The following is a 16450-nucleotide window of genomic DNA, read 5'->3' on the forward strand; positions in this document are numbered from 1 at the left end:
TTGCGCGACGAGCGCGGTATTCCACTGCGGGTGGCCGGCTCGCTGACGGACATCACCGAAGCGCGCCAGCAACAGCAGCAGTTGGAACGAACCATGACCCGTTTCGAGCTGGGCAGCGCGATGTTGGCCGAGGGGCTATGGGATATGGAAGTGGATGCGACCAATCCTGTCAACGGCAACAACGCCTTCTGGTGGTCGCCGCAGTTCCGCAAGCAACTGGGCTTCGACAGCGAGCACGAATTCCCCAACGTGCTGGAAAGTTGGTCCAGCCGCCTGCACCCCGATGACAAGCAAAGGGTGCTGAACGCCTTCGCCGCCCATCTGGAAGACCGCAGCGGCCAGACGCCCTACGATCTGGAATACCGGTTGCAGTGCGGGAACGGCGAATACCACTGGTTTCGCGCCCGCGGCCAGACCAAACGCGCAGCCGACGGCGCGCCGCAGCGGGTGGTGGGCGCGCTGACCGACATCGACGCGGAAAAGCGCTCGGCGGCGCTGGACAGCGAAAGCCAGCAACGGCAGCAGCTGGAAAAGAGCCTGGGCGAAATCGCCGCCATCGTCAGCACCATCCAGTCCATCGCCGACCAGACCAACCTGCTGGCGCTGAACGCGGCGATAGAAGCCGCCCGCGCCGGCGAAACCGGCCGCGGCTTCGCGGTGGTGGCGGACGAGGTGCGCAAGCTGGCCGAGCGCACCCGCGACGCCACCCAAAGAGTGGAGAAGCTGGTGATGCAGCGCGGCTGAGCCGGCCGACAACAGAAAAGCCCGGCTCGTCGGCCGGGCTTTCTCATTGCCGCACGCCGGTCAGCAATAGGCGAAACGCGCGCGCTTGACGTTGCACAAGGGCTCGTAGCCTATGGTGCCGGCGTGGGCCGCCACCTCGTTGACCGACACCGCGTCGCCCCACAGCTCGACCTCGCTGCCGATGCCGGCAGCCGGCAGATCTGTGATGTCCACCGTCAGCATGTCCATCGACACCCGGCCTATCAGTCTGGAGCGCTGGCCGTCTATCAACACCGGGCTGCCGCTGGATGCGCGGCGCGGATAACCGTCGGCATAGCCGCAAGCCACCAGGCCGACGCGGGTGGGCCGGTCGGTGACGAAGTTGTCGCCGTAACCGATGGGTTCGCCGGCCGCCAGCTCGCGCACGCCGAAAATGCGGCTGGAAAAGCGCATCACCGGACGCAGCTCTGCGCCCTGCTCGAAACCGGCCGGCAACGGCGTCACGCCGTACAGCGCGATGCCGACCCGGCCCCAGTTGCGCTGCGCGCGAGCGTGGCACAGGATGCCGGCCGAATTGGCGACCGACTCGTCGCCGGCCGGCAGGCCGCGCACCGCGGCGTCGAACGCCTCCAGCTGGGAGAAGGTCATTGCCACTTCCGGCTCGTCGGCGCGGGCGAAGTGGGTCATCTTGCTGATCTTTTCCACCTTGCCGCAGGCCTCCAGCCTATGCCATGCGGCATGGTAGCTTGCTGGCACGAAGCCTTCGCGGTGCATGCCGGAGTCCAGCATCAGCCAGACATTGAACGGCCGCGCCGGGGCCGATTGCTCGACCATGCGCAATTGCTGCTCGCTGGTCACCGCCATCCACAGGCCGTGCTCGTCTACCGCCTTGAGTTCCTCGGCCTCGAACACGCCCTCCAACAGCAGGATGGGGCTGGCGATGCCGGCGGCGCGCAATTCCAGCGCCTCTTCCAGGCAGGCGACGGCGAAGCCGTCGGCGATATCCTCCAGCGCTCGGGCGCAACGCACCGCGCCATGGCCGTAGGCATTGGCCTTCAGCACCGCCAGCATCTTGTCGCCGTGGATGGACCTGGTCAGCCGGTAGTTATGGCGCAGATGCTCCAACCGTATCGTCGCGATCAGGGGACGCATCGAATCAGACCCCTTGCACCGCGGGACGGCCCACCGGCACCACCAGGGTTTCTCCCTGCTTGGCGTAGCGTTGCATCGACAGGCCGTCGATGCTGATTTCCGGCTTGGCGCCGGTGATGATGTCGGCCAGCACCTTGCCGGAGCCGGCGCACATGGTCCAGCCCAGCGTGCCGTGGCCGGTGTTCAGCGACAGGTTGGCGTAGCGGGTGCCGCCGACGATGGGCGTGCCGTCCGGCGTCATCGGCCGCAGGCCGGTCCAGAAGCTGGCCGCCGGAATGTCGCCGCCATTGGGATACAGGTCGCCCACCACCATTTCCAGCGTCTCGCGGCGGCGCGGGTTCAGTTCCAGATTGTAGCCCGACAGCTCGGCCATGCCGCCGACGCGGATGCGGTTGTCGAAACGGGTGATCGCCACCTTGTAGGTTTCATCCAGAATGGTGGAAGTGGGCGCGCCGGCCGGATTGGTGATCGGCACAGTCAACGAATAACCTTTCACCGGATAAACCGGGATGTCTACTCCCAGGTTTTTCACCAGATCGCGCGAATAGCTGCCCAGCGCCACCACGTAATGGTCGGCCTTCAGCAGTTCGTCGCCGACGCGCACGCCGGTGATCCGCTTGCCGTCGCTCTCGAGGGCGTCCACCGTCACGCCGAAGCGGAACTCTACGCCCTTGCCGCGCGCCAGATCGGCCAGGCGGCTGGTGAACAGATTGCAATCGCCGGTCTCGTCGTTGGGCAGTTGCAGGCCGCCGGCCAGCTTGTGCTTGACCGCCGCCAGCGCCGGCTCGACGCGGGCGCAGCCGTCCGGGTCCAGCACGTTGAAATCCACGCCGCATTCGCGCAGCACGGCGATGTCCTTGGCCATGCCCTCCACCTGGGCCTGGCTGCGGAACAGCTGCAGCGTGCCGCCCTGGCGGCCTTCATAGTCCAGGCCGGTTTCGGCGCGCAGCTCCTTGATCTTGTCGCGGCTGTATTCCGCCAGCCGCATCATGCGGCTCTTGTTCACCGCATAGGATTTTTCATTGCAGTTGGCCAGCATCTTGGCGATCCACTGCAACTGGTACAGGCTGCCGTCCGGGCTGACCGCCAGCGGCGCATGGCGCTGGAACATCCACTTGACCGCCTTCTGCGGAATGCCGGGCGCGGCCCACGGCGCGGAATAACCGGGAGAAATCTGGCCGGCGTTGCCGAAACTGGTTTCCAGCGCCACGCCGTCCTGCCGCTCCAGCACCGTCACCTGGCAGCCGGCCTTGGCCAGATACCACGCGGTGGACACGCCCAGAACGCCGCCGCCCAGCACGATTACCTTCATTGTCTTGTCTCCGATTGTAGCCATGTCACTACAGCTAGTGAATTTCGCTAGTATATTGATAGACAGCTGGTTTTTTTAACTGAAATTGACGAGAATCAATTAATTAAGATCAAGATTTTGTCGTCCTAACAGTGAAAATATGAAGACAGTCACCACCACCGGCAAGGCGCTGGACAAGATGGACCGGAAAATCCTGCGCATCCTGCAAAAAAACGGCCGCATCGCGATGACGGAACTGGCGGAAAAAGTGGGCCTGTCCACCACCCCCTGCACCGAACGGGTGCGGCGCATGGAGCGCGACGGCTTCATCGAAGGCTATTACGCCCGGCTCAATCCGCATGCGCTGGACGCGTCCTTGTTGGTTTTCGTCGAAATCAAGCTGGAGGCGAAGTCCGGCAACATCTTCGACGCCTTCCGCCGCGAGATCCTGAGCATCCCGGAAATCCTCGAATGCCACCTGGTATCCGGCGACTTCGACTATCTGATCAAGGCGCGCATTCCGGACATGTCGATGTACCGCAAGCTCTTGGGCGACATCCTGCTGCAGTTGCCGTCGGCCAAAGAATCCAAAAGCTACGTGGTGATGGAGGAGGTGAAGGAAACGCTGGCGCTGCCGTTGAGCGACTAGGGCTCGGCCCTCGCCGGACGGATAAAGCCATGCGGATGGATACGCGAAATCACTAGGCCTGGCCGTAGGCAGGTCATTTCCCGGCAATGCGCCGGATTCCCGCAGTTAGCCCTTGCTATTCTCCCCCGGCTGTACCACACCCCATATTATTAATGTTTCGATTAGAACTGAATAACGGCTCGGGGAGAGAATGATGTTCGGATTTGCCAGCAAGACCGACAAGTCTGCCGAGATGGAGCAGACCATACACCAGCTGCAAAGCATGCTGGACCACTCCGACAACCTGATCATGCTGTGCGACACCAGCCGCGACAACGTCATCTTCTACATGAACAAGACCGCGCGCGACGTGCTGGCGCAGCACCGCCAGGCGCTGAACCAGCGCTTCCGCCCCGGCACCGACGTCGCCAATGCCGACGCCCACAGCATCCATCAATTCCACAAAGATCCCGAACGGATACGCGCCGTCTTCAACGATCTGGCCAACCGCCGCATCCAGGAGCACTACGCCATCATTCCGGTGGGCGAGATCATCTTCAAGACGAAGATATTCCCGATCTGGGACACCCGCGAACCGGATCGGCTGCGCTGCTTCATGGCCAGCTTTCAGGATATTTCGGCGGAAGAGAAGGCCCGCCAGTTTCAGGAAGAAGCCAACCGCCGCGGCGAATTTCTGGAGGCCCGCGTCAACGAGCTGTCGGAAAACATGCAGGCGATGAGCGCCACCATTCAAAACGTGGCGGTACAAACCGCCTCGGCGTCGGAATCGGCCAATCTGATGCTGTCCGAGGGCAAGCAGGGCTCCGCCATCATCAACGAAACCAGCTCCAGCATGAAAAGCGTGGGCGGCATGGTGCGCAATACCGCGGACAGCCTGGTGTCGCTGGGACAGCGCTCGGAGACCATAGGCCAGATCGTCAACGTGATCAAGGACATCGCCGACCAGACCAATCTGCTGGCGCTCAACGCAGCGATCGAGGCCGCGCGCGCCGGCGAGATGGGCCGCGGCTTCGCGGTGGTGGCCGACGAGGTTAGGAAGCTCGCCGAGCGCACCAGCAAGGCGACTCAGGAGATCGGCACCATGATCCGCGACATCCAGAACGAGGTGCAACAGAACGTTCAGGCCATAGAACAGGGCCGCAAACAGGTGGACGCCACCGAGAGCGACTTCCAGCGCGCCGAACAGGCGCTGAACAAGATCGTCGAGGAAATCAACAATATGCGCGACTTCGTGGTGCAGATCGCCAACGCCTCCGAACAGCAGGCCGCCACCTCGCAAGACATCGCCGACAAGCTGGCGGAGATCGCCCGCCAGCCGTAAAACAAAGCGCTTCCCAGCCGCCGCCGCAGTGGGAAATAATGACGATTCCTTCCCACTGCGAGCGCGCCCCATGAGCATGGAATCGGTCCGCCAGTTTTTCTCGTCCCAAGCGCTGGACATCGCCATCATCGAGCTGACGGTCAGCACCGCCACCGTAGCCGAAGCCGCCGCCGCCCACGGCGTGGAAGCCGGCCGCATCGCCAAGACCCTGGCCTTCCGCCTGAACGACGGCCGCGAGGTGATTCTGGTGGCGCGCGGCGATGCCCGCATCGACAACCGCAAGTTCAAGGATGCCTTCGGCAAGGGCAAGATGCTGCCGCCGGAGGAAGTGGAGGCCATCACCGGCCATCCGGTGGGCGGCGTCTGCCCGTTTGGCCTGGCGCGCGAGCTGCCTATCTATCTGGACGTATCCATCCAGGCTTTCGACGAGGTGCTGCCGGCCGCCGGCGCGGTGCACAGCGCGGTGCGCATCAGCCCGCAGCGCCTGCGCGAGATCACCACCGGCCAGTGGGTGGACGTCTGCCAGGCCTTCGCCTGAACCGCCCCCGCCCTCGGCGCCCTCCCCACGCCAGGGCGGATCAGCGCCCGGGCACGAAGCGGACGTAGTCGCCGGCGGACACCGCCTGGCTATTGCTCTGCACGATGCCGATGGAGAAGTTGGGCTGCACCTGCACCAGGCTGACGTCGCCGTTCAGGCTTTCCGGCATTCCCAGTTCGCGGCCGGAAATCAGGTCGCGCACCGGTTGCCCCGACGAACGCCGGTACAACAGCAGCTTGTCGCCCACCGCCATGCCGTCCAGCAGGCCGGCGTTGATGTAGACGCGCTTGCCCTCCAGCCTGACGATGCGGGCGGAAAACGGAATGCAGGAGATGATGTCGTCCACCCGCTGCGACGCCTGGCTCAACAGCTTGTCCACCAGCCTGCCGTAGTCGCTCTGCCAGAAGGCGGCCGAGGCGAATGGCTGCGGCGAAGGCGGCGATACCGTTCCCTTGGCCAGACCGCTGACGCGCTCGTTGGCCAGTAATGAGCCGGTCAAGCCATCGTAAATCCAGATTTCGGCGTCAAACTGACGCTGGGTGGGCACATACTTGACCCCCATGCCGAACATTCCAGCGAACGGGCCGTTGTAGAACGACCCCTGCTGGCTGGTATTGTTGGATTCAAAAAACGAAGGCCGCGCGCCTTTGGCGGTCACCGAGGTGGACAGCACCCTCCCCGCCACCACGAACTGCACGTCCTCGCGCTGACCCAGCTCGCTGGCGATCTGCCAACCGGCGGCGGCTTCGGAGACGCGGCTGTCCGCCAGCACCGAGATCGTATTGGCGTCGCGAACCGTCAGCATGGAATTGCGCGCCAAGCGGCGCGACAGCTCGGTCGGCAACGCGGTCGCCAGATCCGGCATGTCGGAAGCCTCCGCCGGCCGCTCCACGTCGAAATAGGTGGTCACCAGCTTGCGCCGCAGCGAACGCCCCGGCGGCATCGCGCAAGAGGGGTCGCGGGGGCGCGGGGCCGCCGCCGGGTCGCCGGCATCCACCTGCACCTTGACGTGATACAGCTTGCCCTGCTGGTATTCATTCACCACCGTGATCGTGCCCTGCACCGCGCCGGAGGCCGTCAGCGTGCCGGACTCGCTGGTTCTGCCGTTTTCCAGCACCTGCGCCGACTCCACCCGCGCGCCCTGGCGAATGGCGATCAACTTGAGCGCATCGCGTATCGCCATGTCGCGCGCCGCCACCATCCCGTTGTCGAGCGGCGCCACGCCCTCGGCCGACAATATCGCGGCCCCGGCGGAGCCACACAAAAGAAATGCCGCCACGAGGGCGGCAATGGCCAGACCGTTGCGTTTCATTTACTGGTTCACATAGAAATTGCTGCTGAAACGGGCCGGCGCCGTGGCGGGCATTGCGGCATTCATCGCCGGCGCGGAACTGGTGGTGGCGCCGACGGCGCCGGTTTCCTGCGAGGCCCTCATCACGCTGCCGGTCTTGTCCAGCGCGTTCTTGAACTGCTTGTAGAACTCCTGATCCAGCGTGATCTCCGCCACAGCCTCGCTGGTGCCATCCGGCTTCATGCTGGTGGACACGATGGACACGCCGCGCAGATAGGCGTCCACATACGTGCGGAAGCTATCGCTGTTGGCGATCATATTGGACACCGCGCTATTGCCGACCAGCTTCATGCCCTGCACCTGCTCGGCAATGCTGCGGAAGGCGTCCAGCCGCGCCGCGCGCATCGCCAGCAGCTTGCGTTGCGAGGGCGTCAGGCTGTTGGTGTACGGCGCCGCCCCGGTGCCCACCACCCGCACGATGATGGGCTGGTAGGGGTTGACCTCCTTGACGATCACCTTGGTCTCTTCGCTGCTGCCATCCTCGCCCGACCCGGCGAAACCGACGCCGGTGGGCGTCATGCGGCTATCGCGCGCCGACGCCGGCGCAGCCATCGACATCGCCTGGGCCTTGGGAGGCGTGGGCGCGACGCAGGCGGACAAACCGATCAGCAAGGCAAGAGAAACAATACGGGGCAGACAGCGGGCAGTTTTCATGGCAGTTACCGATAGATATTGATCGAATGGTATGAACCATTCTCGGGCCTCGTCAACCCGAACATCGGCCGAAACTGATGAAACTTGAGAAAACAGCCGCAATGCGACCGCTTTCAGTCATTCAAACCCGCCGCCCGGCTCATCTGGCGGGCCGAAGAAAAGCCGGCTGACAGCGCCGCCTTCTCCTTGCCCAGGCCGGCCGCGCGCCACTGGTCGGCCAGAGCCAAGCGCAACGCGCGGTGGTAATCGTGCGCGGTAATGCCGGCATGCTCGCGAAACAGCCGCGACAGATGGCGCGCGCTGACGTGCACCAGATCGGCCAGCGCCGGCAAAGGCCAGTCGCGCACCGGGTCGGCGCAGATCAGGTCCTGCGCGCGGTGTAGCGCCGGATGCAGGTGGTTGCGCCAGGCCAGCCAAGGCGACAGTTCCGGGTCCTGCGGAGAGCGGCGGAAGTACACCACCATGTGGCGCGCCACCTCGCGGGCAATGGCGGGCTCGGCCAATTCGCCGATCAGATGCAGCGCCAGATCGATGCCGGCGGTGATGCCGGCGCTGCTGTAACAGGCGCCATCCTGAACGAATACCCGGTTTTCCTGCACCCGGGCGGCCGGCGCCAAGTCGCGCAGACGCTCCAGCAGGGTATGGTGGGTGGTGCATGACTTGCCGTCGAACAGCCCGGCCTCGGCAAGCAGCAGGCTGCCAGAGCAAATCCCGACCCAGCGCAAGCCCGGCAGATGGCGGCGGGCCGCCAGCCAGGACACGATGCGCCGCGCCTCCGGCGTGGCATAGGCCTGCGCCGAGTGCGCCGCCCCGGTCGCCACCACCACCGCGCCGTCCGGCAAGATCTCCGGCAAAGGCTCCAGGCCCCCAAGCGGCAGACCCAGCGAAGTGCCCACCTCCGCGGTCGCGCCCAGGTAATGCAAGCGGAAGTCAGCGCCCAGCTGGCCCGCCAGCCGGAAGGCGTCCGCGGGCCCGGCCAGGTCCAGCAACAGCAGGCTTGGCGACAACACGAAATAGATGTCAGACACGGCGGACCCCGCCAGGCAAGACGCTGGCCAGCAGCCGCGCGCCGAACACGCCGACCAGCAAACCCGCCATCAACAAGCCGCTGCCCAGCAGTTGCAGATCGGTCAGGCTCTCCCCCAGCAATAGATGCGAGGCCAACAGGCCCACCACCGGCACCAGCAAGGAAAACGGCGCCACCTTGGCGGCGGCGTGGCGCGCCAGCAACCGGCTCCACAAACCGTAGCCTAACATGGTGCCAAGGAAGGCGAGATAGGCGACGGCGAACAGCGACTGCAGGTCGAAATGGCGCAACGCCGGCAGGATGCGTTCGCCGCCCTCCAGCCACCAGGACAGCAAGAGAAAAGGAATCGGCGGCACCAGGCTGGACCACACCACCAGCCCCAGAGGCTCCACTTTATGGCCGGCGCGGCCTATCTGGCGCACCACGATATTGGACACCGCCCAGCAAGTGGCGGCGGCAATGGTCAAGCCGAAGCCGACCGCGCTCATATTGCCGCCCTTGCCGACGCCGATCAGCGCCAGTCCAGACAGCGCCAACAGCAAGCCCAGCAACTGGCTGGCCCGCCAACGCTCCCCCAGGAAAGCACGCGCCAACAGCAAGGTGAAAAAGGCCTGCGATTGCAGCACCACCGAAGCCAGCCCCGCCGGCATGCCCAGCTTGATCGCCGAAAACAGGCAGCCGAACTGGCCCACCCCCACCGCCAGGCCGTAAAACGCCAGATAACGCCAAGGCAAGGCCGGCCGACGCACAAAAAACACCGCCGGGAACACCACCAGGCAAAAGCGCAACGCCCCCAGCAGCAGCGGCGGCACGCCGGCCACGCCCCATTTGATCACCACGAAATTGACGCCCCACACCAGCACGATGGCCAGCGCCTGCAACAAGTCAGCCAGCGGCATGCTTGCTCCCCGGCCACAGTACCGCCTGCGCCACGATGACCCGCTCACCATTGAAAGCGGCGGCCGGAGAACCGTATAAACGATAGCCCAGCACCAACGCCTCGCTGACGCGATGGCAAAAGGCGGAGTCGTCCGGACCGGTCAGCAAGCGGTAGGCCGGCAGGCCATCCGGAGGGGAGCTCATTGCTTCGACAGACATGGTTTCACCTGATTTGAACTATTCGCACCACTGTATTCCACGGACATACCGGGCCGCAAGCGCGGCCCGGCGGATTTCCATCAGCCCTCCATCCGCCGCAGCGCCTCCTCCACCGTGACGATGGCGGCGAAGCGCCCGGTCAGCACCAGCTCGGTGCGGGCGCGGATATCGGCGGCGCTATAGGTCACGCCGCTGGACGGATGCGTCATGGCGAAAGTCAGCATGGCCTCGCTGACGAAGTCCACTTCGTAACCCAGGTCCGACGCCACGCGGGCGGTGGTTTCGCAGCACTGCTCGGTGCGGATGCCCGAAATCGCCAGTTTCTGGATGCCATGCTGGATCAGCCAGCTCTGCAGGCCGGAATCGGTCAGCGCATTGTGCACATGCTTGGTAAAGGTGGCGGCCGGGTGGTGGGTGAGCCAGGCCAGCGGCTTCACCAGTCCGGACTCGGCGGAGAACGGCCCTTCGCCGCTTGACTCGTGCAGGATGTTGATCACCGGCACGCCGCGCGCCTGAGCGCCGGCGATCAACGCCTGTTGCGCTGCCTGGTAGGCAGGCAGGTCCTGTTCGCTCCAGAACGGACGGTGACGGAACGACTCTTGCACATCGATGACCAGCAATACCGACTTCTTCATCTTGCTCTCCTTGGCGGTGCGTTGAATATGGACACCATCTTAGAGCGGCACAGCCGGCAATTTAAGGCCGCTTGCGGACAAGACTCTGCCAAAAATGGACATCATGCACGGCCGGCCAGCACAGGAGCCAACTCGTCATACAACAGCCAGAGCGCCGTCGCCGCCATCAGGCCGCCCATCAGCAGGTTGTACAGCAGCAAGGCGCGCGGCGCGGCCAGCCAGTGGCGCAGCCTTTCGCCGCCATAGGCCCAGACGCTGATGCAGGGCAGATTCACCACGGCGAACGCCAGCGCCAGCAGCAAGGCCGCCGCCGCCTTGCCAGCATGGCCGGCCGGCATGAACAGGATGGAAGCGTTGAGCACCATCACCCAGGCCTTGGGATTCAGCCACTGGAACAGCGCCGCGCCGAGGAAGCCCAGCGGCCTGGCCTGCTGCCGCGCCTCCGGCTGGCCGGAGCCCGCGATCTTCCACGACAGCCACAGCAGATAGACGCACCCCGCCACCGCCAGCGGCAAGCGCCACGATTGCAGCCAGCCCAGCATCTGCGCCAGCAGCATGGCCACGATGAACACCTGCAATCCGCAGCCCAGGCTGATGCCCAGCATGTGCGGCAGCGTGCGGCGGAAGCCGAAATTGACGCCGGAGCTGGCCAGCATCAGATTGTTGGGGCCCGGCGTGATCGACATCAGGGCGACATAGGACAGCAAGGCGAATTCAGGCATGCTCGGATCTCCGCAAAACGGCAAGCGGCGACCAGCCCTTGCCCACCCCACCATGCTAAACGCGCCGCCTGAATGGATACAGGCTCAAAAATCAATCATTGATCTGGTTACAGATTGGAGTTTTCAGATACTGTCACCATCCTCTATGATGACTGCTGTGCCCCACCGCCCCGACAAGGCCCACGCATGCAGAACAACGCCTCCACCCTTTACCAGCAGTTGGCCGACGATCTATCGCTGGCGATCAGCCGCGGCACGCTGCCGCCGGGCTCGCGCCTGCCCTCGGTGCGCCGCACCGCGCACAGCCGCCAGCTCAGTCTCAACACCGTGGTCAGCGCCTACCGCGTGCTGGAAGACCGCGGGCTGATCGAGGCCCGCCCCCAGTCCGGCTATTACGTGCGCGCACGGCTGCCGTCGCCGGCGCGCCCGGCCAGCACCCACAGCGGCCCGGCCACCCCCACCCAGAACGTGGTGCTGGACCTGATAGGCACCGTGCTGCAGGCGCAGCAGAGCGAAGGCTTCATCGACCTGGCGCTGGCCTGTCCGCGCGGCGGCGACTTCTACCCCGGCAACAAGCTGGCGCGGCTGATGGGCCAGATCCTGCGCCGCCAGCCCGGCATGGTCAGCACCTACGCGCTGCCGCCCGGATCGGAGCGGCTGCGCACCCAGATCGCGCGCCGCGGCATGGACCTGGGCATGACGCTGCAGCCGGACAACATCATCCTCACCCACGGCTGCATGGAAGCGCTGCAACTGGCGCTGCGCGCCGTCACCCGCCATGGCGACGCGGTGGGGCTGGAGTCGCCCACCTATTTCAACCTGCTGCCCCTGCTGGCCAGCCTGGGGCTGAAGGCCGTGGAAATTCCCACCGACCCGCAGACCGGCCTGTCGATAGACGCGGTGGAAGTACTGCTGGCCGAGCAGCGCATCCAGGCGCTGGTGGCGATGCCAAACGTCCACAACCCGCTGGGCAGCTGCATGCCGCTGGAAGCCAAGAAGCGGCTGGCTCGGCTGGTCAACCAGCACCAGGTGCCGTTGATAGAAGACGCGCTGTACGCCGAGCTGCAGTTCGCCGACACGCTGGCCCCGGCGGTGAAGGCCTTCGACGCCGACGGCTGGGTGATCGTCTGCGCCAGCTACACCAAGACGCTGGCGCCCGACTTCCGCATCGGCTGGATGGAGGGCGGCCGCTTCGACGCCCAGTTGCGCAAGCTGAAATTCGCGTCCTCGGTGGCCGAGCCGCTGGTGCTGGCCGAAACGCTGGGGGCCTTTCTGGAGTCAGGCGGCTACGACCACCACCTGCGCACGCTCAAGCGCCGCTACGCCGCCCATGTCGAGAAAGTGCGCGGCCTGATTTCCCGCCACTTCCCGGCCGGCACCCACGCCACCGCGCCGCAGGGCGGCTTCCTGATCTGGGTGGAGCTGCCTGAGGGCTGCGACAGCGTGGCGCTGTTCCACGCCGCGATGGCGGAAAAGATCAGCCTGATCCCCGGGCCGCTCAGCTCCCCCGGCGGCCGCTACCGCAACGCGCTGCGCCTGTCCTGCTGCTACCCGCTGGACGAGCGCTACCTGGCGGCGCTGGTGCGTGTCGGCCAGCTGGCATGCGAACAACCGGCATCGCCGGCGGCGTGAGCCCCGCCCGCGATGCCGCGCGGCGGAAGCGGGCAACCGTCCGCCAGCGGCGGAAAATCACCCCCCCGCCCGCCCCGCAGGCTGCGATGTAAACAAATTTGCTGACCAGACTCCCGGTTAGCGGTAGAATGCCGTCTGCCTCATACTTCGACGTCCGGCCAAACGCCCGATGTCCTGCCTAGCCCGTTGGGTAGCCCACGCGCGCCCAGCCTGCTTGGTCACCGAATTGAAGCTCCATCGCAACGCCCGCGGCTGCCGCCATCGCCAGCCGCGCTGGCCCTTGCACTACCCGTATTGAGAAAGGAATCGTTATGTCCAAAGAAGACATGATCGAACTGGAAGGTGTTGTCATCGAAATGCTGCCGGAATCGCGTTTCCGGGTAAAACTCGACAACAACGTTGAAATCCTGGCTTATGGCTCTGGCAAGATGAAGATGCACCGCATCCGCGTGCTGGTAGGCGACCGCGTCACCGTGGAAATGTCGCCTTACGACCTGACCAAGGGCCGCATCAACTTCCGCCACCCCACCGCCAACATCGGCGGCGGCTCGCGTCCGCCGCAACACAAACGCCGTTAATATTTCAGGCATGGCCGCCATGCGGTCACGCCCTTGGTACACTGATGAAAATTCATGAATTACAACCGGGCGACCTCGTCACCGAACAACACGGTCAAGACACCGTCGCCTTTGAAGTAGTAGCCATCAAACAGATGGGCCGCCGTTTCGCAGTCACCTTCAGCTCCGCGCTCGGCCTCGCCAGCGCGCATTACGCCGGCGACGCCTGGATCAGCGCGATACGCGGCTGATCCGCCGCCGGACATGGCCAGCCGCTTAGCGCCTCCCCGCATCCACCCCCCAGGTTGGCTGCCGCCCCGCCAGCAAATCATTTGACATATTTCAAATTGGTTCCATAGTGGTATTGCGTGCCATTTGGCATGAATCCCAAGGGACCATCATGAAATTCGCTTTGTTTGGCTTGTTGCTGCTGGCCGGCTCCGCGCTGGCCGCTCCGTGGAATTCGCAGCGCCCCTACCAGAAGGGCCAGGTCGTGCAATGGCAGGGCCGCGACTGGCAGGCAAAATGGCCGACGCGCGGCGAAATCCCGGGCGCCAACCCCAAAGGCTCGTGGATAGCACACGTCGGCGGCACGCTGCGCAAGCTGGACGACCCCGTCCCCGTCATCCCCACGCTGCAGCAGGCGCTGCAGCATGAGGCCGACCTGACCAACAACGACTTCTTCCGCAAGGTCAAGGCCTCGATCCGCACGCTGCCCAGCGACCAGGTGGAGCAGGTGGCCTCCGGCCGCGCCGCCAACCCGGTCAATGTGCGCCGGGTGGAACGTCTGCTGCCCTCCGCCAAGTGGGATTACTATTTCACTCGCCGCGACCCCAGCTATACCTATACCCGCTTCCTGCAGGCGGTAGCCAAGTTCCCGGCGGTGTGCGACGACTACAGCGACGGCCGCGACGCCGACGCCATCTGCCGCCACAGCCTGGCCACCATGTTCGCCCACTTCGCCCAGGAAACCGGCAACCACGACGCCAGCGACACCATTCCGCAATGGCGGCAGGGCCTGGCCTACCTGCGTGAGATGGGCTGTACCGACACCGGCCCGGGCTGCGGCTACAACACCGAATGCGACGATCCGGTGTTCAACAAGGTATGGACCTGCGGCAAGAACGCCGACGGCAGCTGGAAGAAATACTTCGGCCGCGGCGCCAAGCAGCTGTCCTACAACTACAACTACGGCCCGTTCTCGCAGGCAATGAACAACGGCGACCAGTCGGTGCTGCTGCAAAACCCCGACATGGTGGCCAGCACCTGGCTCAACCTGGCCTCGGCCACCTTTTTCTTCGTCTACCCGCAACCGCCCAAGCCCTCCATGCTGCACGTGCTGGACGGCACCTGGGTGCCCAACGCCGCCGACATCGCCGCCGGCGCCGGCAACAACTTCGCCACCACCATCCAGATCATCAACGGCGAATGCGGCGGCGGCACCGAGCGCCAAGCCGCGCAGAACCGCATCGACTACTACCAGCAGTTCGCCCACGACCTGGGCTGGGACTACGGCAGCGAGCAGCTGTCCTGCGCCAATATGCAACGCTTCACTTCGGCCAGTTCCGCCGCCTACAACATCTATTGGGAAAAAGACTGGAAATGGGGCGACGACTACCAGTGCCAACTGGTCAGCTACCAGACCCCGTACAGCGCGCTGCAGGCCGGCAACTACCAGCACTGCGTGGAGGACAACTGGGGCGTCAAGCTGAAATGAGCCTTGGCGCCGCGCCGGGCTGCCGACCAAGGCCGCCCGGCGCGTTTTTCAGGTGACGGCAAGCGCCCATTGCGTTTACCATTCAGGCTTCCCCCGCAGTCCCGCACTCCGAAGCCCGCCACCGCCTTGCGGTGAGTCGCCACCTTTATGGCCTTGCGCTGACGCGATCCCGCCTTTGGCCAACCTTTTCCGACAGCACGACATGAATCCGACTCCGCAGCCCGGCGCCAACCCGCCCCCAACCGTACACTGGCAGGAAGCCGGCGCCGAGCGCAGCGCCCGCTGGCGCTCCGAAGCCGGCCTGCCGCCGCCCAAACGCATCGTGATCGCCGACGACAGCCTGTCGGCCGACGCCGCCTACAAACTGGCCTGCGAAGGCGGCACCCTGCTGTGGCGCGGCGACTACCAGAACGCCCGCCAATTGATGCAGGCGCTGGCGCGGCGCGTGGACCGCAAGGGCGCCAAGCCCGGCGCCACGCCGCTGGAGTCCTTCCACCTGCACCGGCAGGCGCAAGGGCGCCGCGCGCAGATTTTGTCGCGGCTGGTGCTGCCGCTGGACGCCGACTACGCCATCCCGCTGCGGCGCGCGCCCGACTTGCGCCAAGCCTGCCTGGAGGCCTACGGCGAAGGCGGCGAAGCCTCGCTGGTGTCGCTGCGCGAATTGCTGGGCCTGACAGGCGCGCACGAGTGGCGCAAGAAAGGCGTGGAAGTGAAGGCGCTGGCCGCTCGCATCCACCCGCATTACGGCGTGTTCGCCCCGATACGCGGCGAATATGTCGACCTGGTGGCCAGCGCTCCGCTACCCGGCGCGGAGCTGGCCTTCGACATCGGCGCCGGCAGCGGCGTGCTGGCAGCGCTGCTGGCCAAGCGCGGCGTGGCCCGCGTCGTCGCCACCGACCAGGACGAGCGCGCCCTCGCCTGCGCCGCCGACAATCTGCAACGCCTGCGGCTGGACGGCCAAGTGGAATTGCGGCGCGCCAACCTGTTTCCGCAAGGCCGGGCGCAGCTGGCGGTGTGCAATCCGCCCTGGCTGCCGGCCAAGCCCAGCTCGGCGATCGAATACGCGGTCTACGACCCGGACAGCGCCATGCTGCGCGGCTACCTGGACGGCCTGGCGGCGCATCTGCTGCCCGGCGGCGAAGGCTGGCTGATCCTGTCCGACCTGGCCGAACACCTGGGCCTGCGCTCGCGCGAACAGCTGCTGGAATGGATAGACCAAGCCGGCCTCGCCGTGCTGGGCAGGCTGGACGTCAGGCCCAACCACAAGAAGGCGGTCGAGCAAACTGATGGCCTGAGCGCGGCGCGCCAAGCCGAAGTCACCAGTTTGTGGCGGCTAGGCGTCAAAGCGCAGGCCTGAACATGGCAACGGGGCGGACGCCGCTC

Annotated in this window: 18 protein-coding genes; 9 read left to right on the forward strand and 9 right to left on the reverse strand. The window is 65.4% G+C overall.

The genetic code is table 11. The features are described from left to right. A partial coding sequence (locus tag BI344_RS11155; RefSeq protein ID WP_158021060.1) for a methyl-accepting chemotaxis protein occupies positions 1-744 on the forward strand: 744 nt, incomplete at its 5' end. Positions 745-804: 60 nt separating this feature from the next. Here BI344_RS11155 and alr read toward each other — a convergent pair. After that, positions 805-1875 (reverse strand): alanine racemase, encoded by a 1071-nt coding sequence (alr, locus tag BI344_RS11160; protein WP_071113027.1) that lies wholly within the window; start codon positions 1873-1875, stop codon positions 805-807. Between the two features lie 4 nt (positions 1876-1879). Continuing rightward, positions 1880-3211 carry a D-amino acid dehydrogenase gene (locus BI344_RS11165; protein ID WP_338152211.1) on the reverse strand — a complete coding sequence of 444 codons (1332 nt, stop codon included), beginning with the start codon at positions 3209-3211 and terminating at the stop codon, positions 1880-1882. A gap of 115 nt (positions 3212-3326) precedes the next feature. Between BI344_RS11165 and BI344_RS11170 the strand changes: the two genes are divergently transcribed. The 3 genes from BI344_RS11170 to BI344_RS11180 all read left to right on the forward strand — a co-directional run bounded on the left by BI344_RS11170 (position 3327) and on the right by BI344_RS11180 (position 5674). Further along, complete coding sequence (locus tag BI344_RS11170; RefSeq protein WP_071113029.1) at positions 3327-3815, forward strand: winged helix-turn-helix transcriptional regulator; 489 nt, start codon at positions 3327-3329, stop codon at positions 3813-3815. Between the two features lie 193 nt (positions 3816-4008). After that, on the forward strand, positions 4009-5136 hold the full coding sequence (locus BI344_RS11175; RefSeq protein ID WP_071113051.1) for a methyl-accepting chemotaxis protein: 1128 nt from the start codon (positions 4009-4011) through the stop codon (positions 5134-5136). Between the two features lie 70 nt (positions 5137-5206). Continuing rightward, a complete protein-coding gene (locus BI344_RS11180; RefSeq protein ID WP_071113030.1) occupies positions 5207-5674 on the forward strand; it encodes a YbaK/EbsC family protein in 468 nt (155 codons plus the stop codon). 40 nt (positions 5675-5714) lie between these two features. On the opposite strand, the gene BI344_RS11185 is transcribed toward BI344_RS11180, so the two are convergent. The 7 genes from BI344_RS11185 to BI344_RS11215 all read right to left on the reverse strand — a co-directional run bounded on the left by BI344_RS11185 (position 5715) and on the right by BI344_RS11215 (position 11161). Further along, positions 5715-6986 (reverse strand): flagellar assembly protein T N-terminal domain-containing protein, encoded by a 1272-nt coding sequence (locus BI344_RS11185; protein WP_071113031.1) that lies wholly within the window; start codon positions 6984-6986, stop codon positions 5715-5717. Continuing rightward, positions 6987-7679 carry an LPP20 family lipoprotein gene (locus BI344_RS11190; protein ID WP_083338905.1) on the reverse strand — a complete coding sequence of 231 codons (693 nt, stop codon included), beginning with the start codon at positions 7677-7679 and terminating at the stop codon, positions 6987-6989. 113 nt (positions 7680-7792) lie between these two features. Further along, positions 7793-8707 (reverse strand): GlxA family transcriptional regulator, encoded by a 915-nt coding sequence (locus BI344_RS11195; protein WP_071113032.1) that lies wholly within the window; start codon positions 8705-8707, stop codon positions 7793-7795. Next, entirely contained in the window at positions 8700-9605 is a 906-nt protein-coding gene (locus BI344_RS11200) for an EamA family transporter (RefSeq protein ID WP_071113033.1), read from the reverse strand. The genes BI344_RS11195 and BI344_RS11200 overlap by 8 nt, the downstream gene beginning before the upstream one ends. After that, on the reverse strand, positions 9592-9804 hold the full coding sequence (locus BI344_RS11205; RefSeq protein WP_241499316.1) for a DUF1737 domain-containing protein: 213 nt from the start codon (positions 9802-9804) through the stop codon (positions 9592-9594). The genes BI344_RS11200 and BI344_RS11205 overlap by 14 nt, the downstream gene beginning before the upstream one ends. An 80-nt stretch (positions 9805-9884) precedes the next feature. Then, positions 9885-10439 carry an isochorismatase family protein gene (locus BI344_RS11210; RefSeq protein ID WP_071113035.1) on the reverse strand — a complete coding sequence of 185 codons (555 nt, stop codon included), beginning with the start codon at positions 10437-10439 and terminating at the stop codon, positions 9885-9887. 101 nt (positions 10440-10540) lie between these two features. Continuing rightward, positions 10541-11161, reverse strand: coding sequence for a LysE family translocator (locus BI344_RS11215; RefSeq protein WP_071113036.1), 621 nt, complete (start codon positions 11159-11161; stop codon positions 10541-10543). Positions 11162-11347: 186 nt separating this feature from the next. Between BI344_RS11215 and BI344_RS11220 the strand changes: the two genes are divergently transcribed. From BI344_RS11220 to BI344_RS11240, 5 genes are all read left to right on the forward strand, one after another. Beyond that, positions 11348-12793, forward strand: a complete 1446-nt coding sequence (locus BI344_RS11220; RefSeq protein WP_071113037.1) for an aminotransferase-like domain-containing protein — start codon at positions 11348-11350, stop codon at positions 12791-12793. Between the two features lie 311 nt (positions 12794-13104). Further along, positions 13105-13371 carry a translation initiation factor IF-1 gene (gene infA / locus BI344_RS11225; RefSeq protein ID WP_071113038.1) on the forward strand — a complete coding sequence of 89 codons (267 nt, stop codon included), beginning with the start codon at positions 13105-13107 and terminating at the stop codon, positions 13369-13371. A gap of 44 nt (positions 13372-13415) precedes the next feature. After that, positions 13416-13601, forward strand: coding sequence for a hypothetical protein (locus tag BI344_RS11230; RefSeq protein WP_071113039.1), 186 nt, complete (start codon positions 13416-13418; stop codon positions 13599-13601). A 149-nt stretch (positions 13602-13750) separates the two neighbouring features. Continuing rightward, on the forward strand, positions 13751-15067 hold the full coding sequence (locus tag BI344_RS11235; RefSeq protein ID WP_083370179.1) for a glycoside hydrolase family 19 protein: 1317 nt from the start codon (positions 13751-13753) through the stop codon (positions 15065-15067). A gap of 202 nt (positions 15068-15269) precedes the next feature. Then, the gene (locus BI344_RS11240) at positions 15270-16424 is read left to right on the forward strand and encodes a methyltransferase (protein ID WP_071113040.1); all 1155 of its coding nucleotides are present in this window, start codon (positions 15270-15272) and stop codon (positions 16422-16424) included. Positions 16425-16450: the final 26 nt, after the last annotated feature.

The organism is Chromobacterium sphagni (assembly GCF_001855555.1).
Taxonomy (GTDB): Bacteria; Pseudomonadota; Gammaproteobacteria; order Burkholderiales; family Chromobacteriaceae; genus Chromobacterium; species Chromobacterium sphagni.